This is a genomic window from Microbacterium sp. (genome assembly GCF_044508325.1).
Taxonomy (GTDB): Bacteria; Actinomycetota; Actinomycetes; order Actinomycetales; family Microbacteriaceae; genus Microbacterium.
The window spans coordinates 15,307-26,337 of sequence record NZ_JBIQHX010000003.1 but is presented as its reverse complement, the minus strand read 5'-3'; the positions used below and the strand labels follow the sequence as shown (position 1 = coordinate 26,337).

Here is an 11,031-nt window from a genome sequence, read left to right as displayed (position 1 = left end):
GCCTTGACCGTGATCAGAACGGGAGCGCTCTATGACAGAACCACAGAACCTGACTCGCTTTGATCCCATGATGCCCGGGCAAATGCCGAGAGCCGCGCGGCACCCCCGGCGTCAACTCTGCCGTGGAGCGTAGGAGTCCGTGCCGATGGTTCGCGCGAAGTCCTCGGCCCAAGCGAAGTCCGGCTGCGCGGAAAGGACGTGACGGGATGCCATAAACACTTGCGCGGTGTTCTCGCTACGGACCATGCCGTCGGAGAGTTCGACGGGCGAGATCTGATTGTTGAACCGGGCGACCGCGGCAGTTCCATATCGTCCGTCAGTGGGGTAGCCGTACATGATGACGTCCGGAGCGAGCGGATAGACGAGGTACGTCCCTTCCGACAGGATCGCTCGCTTCAGCCACATCCGATTGTCATCGGTCCGAAACGCCACGGGATTGTCTGAGGTTGCCAGGGGAGTGGAGGAGCCATTCTTCGCGAAGACCCACGTGCAGTCGATCAGCCGTGAGGCGATGCTGTCCACGAGGTCTTCGTCCCACAGCACATTGAGATGAATCCCACGCGCTTCCGCACCGGTCGGCGCCGGCGCGCCGTTGCGGGAGGCGAACTTCGCCAAGGTATCCCGCGTGTCCGCTGTCCTCAGAAACTGGAGCGCGACGAATAGGCCGACGGTGTCGCGATCATCCCGCGAGACCTCGAGAGTGTCCCCGGGGTGATGGGCACGGATCCAACCAAGCCACCTCTCCGTGAGCACGGAAGCCGTGCCTTCCAGTGATGCGAACTGACTTTCCATAGTCAGGGGGTCGTGGCCGTGCTCGGCAAGGTCGGTATGGAAGTAGAAATGGGTCTCAGCCGCAATCGCGGACGGGTTGGTCGCATACACCCGATCGGCAATGCGGTCCCACACCCACAGCCTGCCGTCGCGATCTGCAAACCGCTTTAGATAGAACCGCGGCACGAAATGGTGCAGCTTCGGCGCGTTCACGAGGCCGTGCCGCCGCTGGTCAAGCTGCTAGACCTGTCGTCATGCTCTGAGAGTAGCGATCGAGGTGACTCCGGTGTGGGCGCCTAAGTCACGCAGCGCTCTGTGGTCGGTAGATTTGCCACATGCCACTTGCCCTTGCCTGAAAGTTCCCAGATGACCAATGTTCCCCGACCCGCTCGTCCCGTCTTTCCGACACCCGGACGGTCGCAGGTCGCCGCCGCAACGCCGGAGATCCTGTTCGGTGAACTCCCGCGCCGGAGGGACGGGGTGGGCGCGCTATGGTCGCATCAGGTGGATCAGCTTCGTGACTACCAGCGAGATCATCTGGACACGCTAGATATCGCCCTCGAGTTGCCGACCGGCTCAGGCAAGACTTTGGTCGGGCTGCTCGTCGGCGAGTGGCGTCGACGAAGTCTGGGGCAGCGGGTCGTGTACGCCTGCCCGACAAGGCAACTCGCGCTACAAGTGGCCGAGGCGGCAGCGCGGCAAGGAATCGACGCACACGCGCTGATCGACTCGCACCGAAGCTGGGACCCTCGACAGGTGACCACGTACACGAGGTCGCAGTCAATCGCCGTCACGACGTACTCCCACATCTTCAACTCCCACTCGCACCTTGCGGACGCCAAGACTCTCATCTTCGATGACGCACACGCCGCGGAGGGATATGTCGCCGAGGCGTGGGCGCTGGAGGTAGAGCGCAGTTCGACCGTGTATCACGACTTGTTCGACGCGTTCGGCGACGCCATCGACCCGCAGCTCGCGACCAGAATGGGCGGAGAGGGCGCCGACACGTCGACCGCTCATGAAGTGCGTCTGCTGCCCCTGTCAGCGGTGCACCAACGTCATGGTGAGATCGACTCCATTCTGGACGCGGGATTCGCCAGTGGCAGTGACGCGCGATTCCGGTTCAGTATGCTCCGAGCGAACCTTGCTTCGTGCCTGTTCTACGTGTCACGGGCCGGCTGGTACATCCGGCCGATGATCCCACCCACGTTCGAGCATGCGGCGTACACGGACCCGGCGCAGAGGATCTATCTCTCCGCGACGCTGGGGGAAGCCGGTGAGCTCGAACGCGCCTTTGGACGCTCGCCCATCGCCCGTATCCCCTCACCGGCGGCGTGGGAGCGCACGGGAAGCGGTCGGCGCTTTTTCGTATTCCCCGACCTCGCAGAGTTCGACCCGGCCACCGATCTAACGGTGGTCGAGGCGACCGCACCCGACGAACTCGACGGGCTGGAGATCCCTGACGAACCCACCGCGCTGCAGCGACTGGCCGAGCTCGCTGCGAAGCGGCTTGTGCTGACCCAGCGGCGGCCGACCGCGACCACCATCGCTGACCACCTTGGCGTGCCATCGTCGGAGCGATTCGTCGCCTCTGACACATCGGTGACCGCCTTCAAGGCTGCGGCCCGGGGAACGCTCATTGCTGCGAACCGGTACGACGGAATGGACCTGGCGGATCAGAGTTGTCGATTCATGATCATGGCGGAAGTGCCCACCGCGTCACACTTGCAGGACCGCTTCCTCAGCGGAAAGCTTCGAGCCAGCGATGTGCTCGCGGAGCGTATCCGCACCCGGGTCGTGCAAGGTGCCGGCCGTTGCACCCGCGGACCACAGGACTGGGCCGTGGTTGTCATCCTGGGCGAGGAGCTGCTGCGATACCTCTCCGACAACGACAACACGCAATCGATGCCGGTCGAGTTGCAAGCCGAGATCGAATTCGGCCTCCTGGCCAGCACCACCAGCTACAGCAATCTTGTGGCGCTCACCCACAGCGCCCTCGAGCAAGACGAAGATTGGCGCAGGCTCGGCGAGCCGGCCATCGCGGACGCTCGAGCCCGCGGCGTACGCACCGCGCAACCTCTTGCCGCGGCCCTCGCGGACAGTGCCGCTTATGAAGTCGTCGCGTGGAGACACGCGTGGCTCGGCGACTGGGACACGGCCGCCCGCGCGGCCGTTGGCGTCATGGAGGGACTCACTGCCGCCGCTGCCAGGCCCTACAGGGCCCTGTGGGCATACTTCGCCAGTTCGTGGTTCAGCCTCGCGGCAAGTGCCGGCACACCAGGCGCCACCGCACGCGCCGCGGAACTCCTCAAGCTCGCCCATGCAGCCGCGACCGGAACGGTCTGGCTCCGTGAAGTACAGCCGCTGCCACCGGAAGCTGCGGCACCAGAACAATGCGACCAGGACGCCATCACCCGGATCCTCGCCTTGCTGGGCGGCCCGCTCCGGTCAAGCAGCACGTTCGGTTCGCGCGCACAAACCATGCTCGGGCAGCTCGCACAGTCCGACGCGGGACCATACGAAGTGGGTCTAGTCGAACTGGGCAGGTTCCTGGGCGCCGACTCCTTCAAGCCAGCCGGCCAGGGGCGCGCTGACGCGGCATGGGTATGGGAAGACCTGTGGATCACCCTGGAAGCCAAGAGCGAGCAGACGACCCAGCGGCTGAGCATGGACTATGTCCGCCAGGCCAATACCCACCTCGACTCGATGGCTGCAGACAAAGGAGTCGATGAATGGCCGGCTGACTCCGTCAGCACGGTCGTGGCCCCTAGCCTCCTCGTCGACCCCGACGCGGTGCCCATCGCGGCGCCACACCTGCACCTGTCCGGGACGGACGTGATCCTGGACATCGCACACGACGCTCATCGGGCACTATCGGCACTGCGCCCCGGACTTGCCAGTGGCGACGTGCAAGCCTCTGATCTCGCCGCACGCACCCTCTGGGACCACAAGGTACTGCCCACCCAGGTCCGCGAGCGGCTCACGCGAAACCCCATCCGCGGGACTCGCTAGCCCGCCAATTCGCCAAGGGTCAAGGTCCTATGACACTTGTCGTCGCCAGCGTTCATGACCAGAACCGGATCACGATTGTCTCCGACACCAAGGTCTCGCGGGAAGGCGACGACGTCCGGACAGCTTCGCGGAGTCGACTCACTCGTCGTTCGGTGGCTCGACCGGCTCTCTCGTGACGCGCGTTCGGCATGTGTGGTCGTCGAGGTTCTGCGCGAGCGCGGGGTGGCACTGCGGAGCGCGGCCGTAGGGCTCGATTCGTCGCTGGGCCCGCTGGCCAGTTCCTCCTGACACTCTTCTTCGCGAGGGCGGAACTCGAACGCGCCATCTTGATCGAGCGCCCAAAGCGGGCTTTGACGCCGCACGTCTCCGTGGGGTGAAGCTCGGATGCCCGAGCGTGATGACGACGGCGAGCCGCGAGCTCGCGAAGAGGTTGCGCGCTGAGGGCCAGAGCCTTACGCAGATCGGCCGTGCGCTCGGCGTCTCGAAGAGCTCGGTCCACCGAGCGGTCAGCGCGTAGGAGCGAGCGACAGCAGCTAGAAGATGAAGTCTGCTGGCTCCATCCAGAACCTCGACCGACCATCCGCCAGGTCTTCCCATACGAAGCCGAAGTCGGTCAGCCACGCATTGAGCGTGTCGGCAAGCTCATCCGTCCACCGTTCGAGGTCGCTCGGGTCGACCCGGACCCCACCGGGCGGGATGTCGCTCAGGAGGCGTTCGAGATCATCCCAATGGTCCTCAGCCATGAGCCTCCATAGGTCTGACTCGGCGACGTCGTCGGGGAAAGGCGCGCCAGTCTCGGACCCCATCACACGGCGAGCAGCCGCGACATAGGCGAGCGCCTTCCACATGTGGTGTGTCTCCTGGACGACCTCGTAGGCAAGGCGATCGACGTCTCCGTGCCCCTGGTAGGTGACCACGTAGCGCTGGAGTGCTGCCTGCAAATGGCGCAGACTCTCCAAAGGGAAGTCGGTCTCGTACTCCTCTCGCAGTTCGCGAGGTACGCCAAGCTCCGCGCGGTATTCGGAGATCACCTGATGCGCCACGTTCAAGAAGTTCTGGCGCGCCCAGCCAGCTGCGGACAAGTCTGGGTTGTCCTCCCCTGCCTGCTCCATGGAGACGTGCTGCGCCTCGTGGATTGCGGTGCGCCGTGCCATGCTGGCTCGCGCCTCATCACTCGCCACGATTTGCTCTGCGTCCTCCAGTGAGAGGTGCTGACGCGAAGCGTCCGAGTCGAGAAAGAGGAATGCCGGAAACACGACATGCACCTCGCCGTCAACGACCAGCGTCTTCGCCCCGACGGAGCCAGCTCCTCGTTCCAAGTCGAACGAGTCGCGGTACGGTCCATCGGCGAGCCGAGCCTTCACCGATTCGACAAAATCGCCCGCGATGACGAGTTTCACTTCGTCGGGTCGCAGCGCAAGCAGCCCCAGTGCAGCCCGACAGAAATCGATCAGTGGCGTGGGAACGGGTCGCTCAGGACTCATACCGAGCATCACCAAGTCCGCGTCCTCAATGACGAACGCGACAGCGGGAACGGAGGACGGCGCGGCGGCGGACTCTTCATCGAAGGGCACATCGAATGATGGCACGAACTCCCGTCTCACCACGGTGTTCTTCGCGGCGGTGTCCGATCTCGGGAATATGCTCGCGCTATGAGGGTGGAAGGCGAACGAGCGCGGGTGCTGATCACGGTGAAGGCGACGCCGCAGCCCTCGACGAGCTACGGGGACACGTCTTGCGTTGCCGGCGTCCGCATCGACGGTGATGAGCTGAGCTGGATTCGGCTGTACCCGATCGCGTTCCGCTGGCTCGACGGCGAGGCCCAGTTCAAGAAATACGACGTCATCGAGCTGGAGGTGCGGCGCAAGGACTCCGACACGCGGCGCGAAAGCTACTCCCCGACGCAGGACTCCTGGAACGTAGTCGAGAACCTCCCGCCATGGAAGGCACGCCACAAGATCATCGGACTGCTACAGCCCACAACTACCTGCGAGCTGATGCGCGCCGCTTCCGCTGATGGGTCGGCTCCATCCCTCGGTCTCGTGTACCCGGCGGATGTCGACCGGCTCGAGTTCGAGCCGCATCCGAAGTGGACGCCAGAGCAGTTGGCGAAGATGCAGGCGCGTATCGACAAGGAGTCGTCGGCACTCATCCCGATGAGCGGTTCGATTCCCGCCATCCTTAAGGAGCCGGAGTTCAAGGTTCGCTACCGTTACCGGTGCGCGGACGCTGCCTGCCCCGGGCACCAGGGCCGCATCCTCGACTGGGAGCTGACGTCACTGCAGAATCGGCTTCGCCATCGAGGCGAGGATGTGAAGGCGGGTGTCACCGAGAAGTTCCTTGAGCAAATGTTCGCGCCCGAACGTCAGTCCGGGTTCTACATGGGAAACTTCGAGCTCGCTGCTCGCCGGGGCAAGTTCAGTGTCCTCGGCGTGTACTGGCCGCGGTCCGAGGACGCGGTCGATCCCGCACCGACTCTGTTCTAGGATTTCACCAGGTCGCGGGCGATCAGCAGCCGCACCTGTTCGAGCACCTGCTCGCGATGACAGTGTTGCTCATCCTGCTCGTAGCAGAACAGCACCACTTCGCCCGCATGCGCGAGATCAGCGACCTCTTGCAGCGCCGCCGTGGCTGCCTCGGACTGGAGTTCCTTGCGAAAACGGTCGCGGGCCTCGTTCGCGAGGTCAGACTCAAGCTCGCCATACCCGGCGCGGTTGTCGCGTTGGTTCCCGAGCGCCGGCAAATGGACATAGGCGATGCCTGCCTCTCCCAGCGCATCCGCGAGGGCGCGCTTCGAGAAGCCGCGCTTGCGCGAGATAGCGTTGAGGCGGACGTCGACGAGCGTCTTGATGCCACGAATGCGCAGCTTCGAGATGAACGCGTCCAGGGTCAGACCCTCGTATCCGATGCCGGAGATGCTCATAGGGAGTCCCTTCCGTTGACGCAGCCGATGCGCTGCAACTCGGCACCGTGTACCGCAGTACTGAGCGTCACTCCGTGCTGTGAACTGCCGCCCGCACGCCGCGCAGGTGCGATTGGGTGCCTGCCGAGCGCGAATCTCGCTGGTGACGCTTGCACGCAACGCCGACAGCTCATCCAACGATAGGCGTCCGACATCGATCATGTAACAGATGTTAGCTGTTACATCAACTTCCTGCACGGGCGCGGCGCGACTGACCGGGCCGGCGATTCGTTTGACGCAGCTTCTCCCGTGCCTCCCGCTTCGTGCGCAGCGCGAAGCTCTGGAAGAAGCTATCCGCGGCCAAATTGAGCGCTGATAGCTGCGCGCTGATCGCCGCCTCGTCCTTGAACCGGTCGTCCTGCGCGAGCGCCGGCGCCAGCTTCTTCACGCCTTCTTGTGCTCTTTCATGTTGGCCCGGTTGATCGACCGGCAGTCGGGCGGTGGTGTGCACGCGCGCCCGACGACGTGGCTCGGGCGAATCACGAGCGGGATGACCGTCGCGTCGTCCTTCCAGATGACGTTGGCTGTCGCGCCGGTCTTCGCCTCGATCACCACGTACACTGTGGGGCTGGATGCCAGGTCTTCACAACCTGCGCGGCCGGTCGCAGGACGGAACGGGCGTTTGTTGCGAGCCGTGCCGCCAACTCGGAATGGTGGTCAATTGAGACACATGCGATGGAGCCGTGCCTCAATGTGCTCCACGCGATGCATCTGATGCCCAGTCTCTCGCTGAACTATGGCGTCAACGTCGAGCTGGCAAACGCCCGGGGCGACCAGTTCTACTCCCTCGTCCGTACCTGCTTGCGAATTCTCCGAACTGACGAAGGGGCAGTTGACGCCGCTTACGCCTGGATGAGCAATGACGAAGTTGACGAACAAGCTGCAACTTGACGTTCAACATCGCAGGGGACTCTGTCTACCACAGTCCTATGTTGAGCACGCACGCCGGTCCTCGTGCGCACGTGGCCCGGGTGTCGAGGCGATTGCCGTGGATGCCCAGCCGCCACCGCGCGCATGACCCGCCCGCACGAACGTCCGATGAGCGACCGCCGACGCAAATACGACGCCCGGGTCGCCGACCCCGCCAGAACGAGCAAACCACGCGCCGCAAGCCCGAGCATTCGAACTGGATCGGGCAATCGAACAGCAATGCACGCAGGCACTTTCTGTGTAACTCGTAGCGAGTTCAGCAAAGCCGGTCTAGCCTTGGTCCATGCGCGGTGGTCTCGAGCGCTGGAAGCGGGGTGTCGGATCCCGTGGGGTTCGACAGGCGCTCGCTTACGCGTTCCAGGGGTCGTGCGACTCGCACCTGCGCTCCGCCGGTGTCGACGCGCTCGCCACATACGGTGACGTAGACGGCGGTGGTGTCACCCGATTCATCGTCGAAGCGGGCACGATCCATACCGACACGCTCGACGAGGAGGGTCTGCGCCGTTGGGTCGACGCCCGTGACCCGGAGACCGACGAGCGGCGAGGCCGTGACCTGACGTCTCCGGACGCGGACCTGATCCTGGATGGCACGATCAATGCACCGAAGTCGTACAGCATCGTTGCGTTGATCACCCCCGAGCTCGCGGCCGAGTTCGAGGCGCTGCAGGACCGCCTGCGCGACCGGATCATCACCCTGTGGCAGCGCGAGCTGAACGCACGCCGCGGCGCCGGCGGGCGCATCCGGGAAGCCCTCCACCGCATCGAGGTGGTCGAGCTGCAGCACAGACGGTCGCGCGCGCTCGACCCGCACATTCACCGGCATCTGTGGCTGAGCGTGAAGGTGCAGGGCGAGGACGGCAAGTGGTCGAACATTGACTCACGAGTCGCGATGAAGATGCACACCCTGATCAACGCGGAGGGGGAGCTGGCCGCCCGCACCGACCCCCGGTGGCGGCACGCGCTGGCACGGCACGGGTTCACGCTGAACGATGACGGGGAGATCGCCGAGCTCGCCCATGCCGTGCGACCGTTGTCGCGCCGATCAACGCAGATCGAGGCGAACCGGGCGGTGCTTCTTGCCGCGTGGCGCTCCGAGCATCCGGGCCTTCAACCAAGCCCCGACCAGCTGCACCAGATCGACCGGATGGCGTGGGCGAAGGCCCGCCCGAACAAGCCCGCTGACATCGACGAAACCGCGTGGGAACAGCTCATCGGCGACGAACTCGCCGCGATCGACCCTGCCATCCGCTCTGCCCGCTCGGCCGTGCCGGTGCGGGGGCCGTCACCCGAAGTGCTGGATACCGCGCTGCTGGCGGCGCGCGCGGTGGTGGAGGCCGATGCCCGGTCCGCGAGCTGTGGTGGACGGTTCAGTCTGTTCGACGTGAGAGCCGGTGCGATACGTGCGGTCGCGGCATCCGGTGTCATTGCCGACCGAGCCGACCTCCATGACGTGATCGACGAGGTGATCCGGTGCGCTCTCGGGCTGACTGTCGATCTGCTCGCGGACGACGGGGACCGTCCCGCGCACGTGAAGGGGTACGTGGCTTCCGCGACCGCGGCGCTCAAGATCGAACTCGCCGCCCGGTTCGACGAGCTGACCCGCTCCGGGGAGGCAGCCGACGAAGCAGCCGTGATCGCGACCGGCCGCGACGTGCTGCGGGACGCTCTGGAACTCGATGCACGGCAGGTGCGAGCCGCGGCGGCGATCGCGGGAACGGACCGGCTGGTGTCGGTGACCGGACCCGCGGGCGCCGGGAAAACGACGATGCTGCGGGTCGCGAAGTGCGTGCTCGCCCAAGACGGGCATCGGATGGTCGTGGTCGCCCCGACGAAGAAGGCCGCCACGGTCGCCGGCCGCGAACTCGGCACCTCCGCGTCCAGCTTGCACGCACTCCTCGCAGATCACGGATTCCGTTGGGGACACGACACCGCCGGCGCTGCCATCTGGACTCGCCTGACTCCCGGCGACATCGACCCGGCAACGGGACGCGTCTACGACGGCGCACGCCGGTTTCCGCTCGGCCCAGGAGACCGGATCGTGGTGGACGAGGCGGGCATGGTCGACCTACACGCCGCGAACGCGCTCGCCACCGTCGCGGCCGCCACGGGAGCCGGCATCGCCATGGTCGGCGACCACCTCCAGGCGCGCCCGGTCGGTCACTCGGGTGCGATGGCGTGCATGACCCGCCGCGCCACCGCGGTCGTCGAACTGACCGCGGTGCACCGGTTCCGCGACCCGGACTACGCGGCCCTCACGCTGCGGATGCGGGAACCTGGATCGAAGGATGCCGCGTTGGGCGTGGCATCCGATCTCCACGATCGCGGACTCATCCATGCTGTCTCCGATCACGTGCAAGCCCGCGATGTCATGGTCGAGGCCTACTTCCGGTGGACCGCCGGCCACCATCGGGTCGCCCTGGTCACCAGCACCAACGAGGAGGCCGACGCGATCAATGAAACCATCCAGCAACGCCGTGTCGACAGCGGCCAGCTTCGTCTGGACCGCATCGCGGTCGGGCAGGGCGAACAGCGACTGCTGGAAGGCGACATCGTGCAGACCCGCCGAAACGACAAGGGAGCGGATGTCGAGAACCGTGCGGTCTGGACCATCCAGCGCATCACCGCGACCGGAATCGAGCTGGTCAGCATGGGCGACAGTGGTGATGTGCGCACCGTCAGCCGCGACTACGCCGCCGCGCACATGCACCTCTCATACGCATCGACGGTGCACGGCATCCAGGGAGAGACCACCGACGCCTCCGTCGTCGGTCCCGGAGTGGATGCCGCGGGCCTCTACGTCGGCATGACCCGCGGCCGCGTGCACAACGAGGCCATCGCGATCGCACCGTCGTCGGCTACTGCCCGGGAGCGAATCGCGGACAGCATGCTCCGCGGCATCCCCGAGGTCAGCATCGACGACTCGGTGCGCGCGGCACGGGCGGAGCTCGGGCGCGCGGCACGGCCCGCGCCGGACCCTGCTGGTGCGGAGTTGGTTGCGTTGGCCGAGTGGATGCGCGAAACGTGGCACCGGTTGCTCGAGCTCGATCGGCAGATTGCGGCCCAACACGCAGACGTGCACGGTCGACCCTCGAGTGTCGACCTCGCGGCAGCACTCAGCGGCACACGCGACGATCTCGCGGCTCGATACGGAGCGGCGTCACAGTGCTACCAGAGTCTGGTGAATCGCCGCAGCGAGGCTGTGCAGGATGCTGCGCGGTCTATCCATGACACGGACATCGCGGCACCCCACATGGACATCCGCGATCGGGTTGCGGAACGGCCGTTGCGGTCTTGACCAAGTGGGGTACGCGCGTCCGAAATGACAGGTCGGTGAGAGCGAATTCTCTGTTCCCTAG

Annotated in this window: 10 protein-coding genes; 5 read left to right on the top strand and 5 right to left on the bottom strand. The window is 65.5% G+C overall.

Annotated elements, in window-relative coordinates; genetic code table 11:
* Window positions 1-111: 111 nt before the first annotated feature.
* Window positions 112-984 carry a DUF4238 domain-containing protein gene (locus tag ACIWQI_RS03070; RefSeq protein WP_396655627.1) on the bottom strand — a complete coding sequence of 291 codons (873 nt, stop codon included), beginning with the start codon at window positions 982-984 and terminating at the stop codon, window positions 112-114.
* A 153-nt stretch (window positions 985-1,137) separates the two neighbouring features.
* On the opposite strand from ACIWQI_RS03070, the gene ACIWQI_RS03065 reads away from it, so the two are divergent.
* The 3 genes from ACIWQI_RS03065 to ACIWQI_RS03055 all read left to right on the top strand — a co-directional run bounded on the left by ACIWQI_RS03065 (window position 1,138) and on the right by ACIWQI_RS03055 (window position 4,300).
* Entirely contained in the window at window positions 1,138-3,783 is a 2,646-nt protein-coding gene (locus ACIWQI_RS03065) for a DEAD/DEAH box helicase (protein WP_396655625.1), read from the top strand.
* 54 nt (window positions 3,784-3,837) lie between these two features.
* On the top strand, window positions 3,838-4,071 hold the full coding sequence (locus ACIWQI_RS03060) for a recombinase family protein (RefSeq protein WP_396655624.1): 234 nt from the start codon (window positions 3,838-3,840) through the stop codon (window positions 4,069-4,071).
* Between the two features lie 109 nt (window positions 4,072-4,180).
* The gene (locus tag ACIWQI_RS03055) at window positions 4,181-4,300 is read left to right on the top strand and encodes a helix-turn-helix domain-containing protein (RefSeq protein WP_396655623.1); all 120 of its coding nucleotides are present in this window, start codon (window positions 4,181-4,183) and stop codon (window positions 4,298-4,300) included.
* A 16-nt stretch (window positions 4,301-4,316) separates the two neighbouring features.
* Here ACIWQI_RS03055 and ACIWQI_RS03050 read toward each other — a convergent pair whose 3' ends face one another.
* Window positions 4,317-5,372 carry a hypothetical protein gene (locus ACIWQI_RS03050; RefSeq protein ID WP_396655622.1) on the bottom strand — a complete coding sequence of 352 codons (1,056 nt, stop codon included), beginning with the start codon at window positions 5,370-5,372 and terminating at the stop codon, window positions 4,317-4,319.
* A gap of 63 nt (window positions 5,373-5,435) precedes the next feature.
* Here ACIWQI_RS03050 and ACIWQI_RS03045 point away from each other — a divergent pair, with 63 nt between their 5' ends.
* The gene (locus ACIWQI_RS03045; RefSeq protein WP_396655621.1) at window positions 5,436-6,269 is read left to right on the top strand and encodes a hypothetical protein; all 834 of its coding nucleotides are present in this window, start codon (window positions 5,436-5,438) and stop codon (window positions 6,267-6,269) included.
* Here the strand turns inward: ACIWQI_RS03045 and ACIWQI_RS03040 are convergent.
* From ACIWQI_RS03040 to ACIWQI_RS03030, 3 genes are all read right to left on the bottom strand, one after another.
* Complete coding sequence (locus ACIWQI_RS03040; RefSeq protein WP_396655620.1) at window positions 6,266-6,706, bottom strand: DUF488 family protein; 441 nt, start codon at window positions 6,704-6,706, stop codon at window positions 6,266-6,268. The two genes, ACIWQI_RS03045 and ACIWQI_RS03040, sit on opposite strands and share 4 nt — an antisense overlap.
* 223 nt (window positions 6,707-6,929) lie before the next feature.
* Window positions 6,930-7,133 (bottom strand): hypothetical protein, encoded by a 204-nt coding sequence (locus ACIWQI_RS03035; protein WP_396655619.1) that lies wholly within the window; start codon window positions 7,131-7,133, stop codon window positions 6,930-6,932.
* Window positions 7,130-7,297, bottom strand: coding sequence for a hypothetical protein (locus tag ACIWQI_RS03030; RefSeq protein ID WP_396655618.1), 168 nt, complete (start codon window positions 7,295-7,297; stop codon window positions 7,130-7,132). The genes ACIWQI_RS03035 and ACIWQI_RS03030 overlap by 4 nt, the downstream gene beginning before the upstream one ends.
* Window positions 7,298-7,958: 661 nt before the next feature.
* On the opposite strand from ACIWQI_RS03030, the gene mobF reads away from it, so the two are divergent.
* On the top strand, window positions 7,959-10,970 hold the full coding sequence (mobF, locus tag ACIWQI_RS03025) for a MobF family relaxase (protein WP_396655617.1): 3,012 nt from the start codon (window positions 7,959-7,961) through the stop codon (window positions 10,968-10,970).
* The last annotated feature ends 61 nt before the right edge of the window (window positions 10,971-11,031 follow it).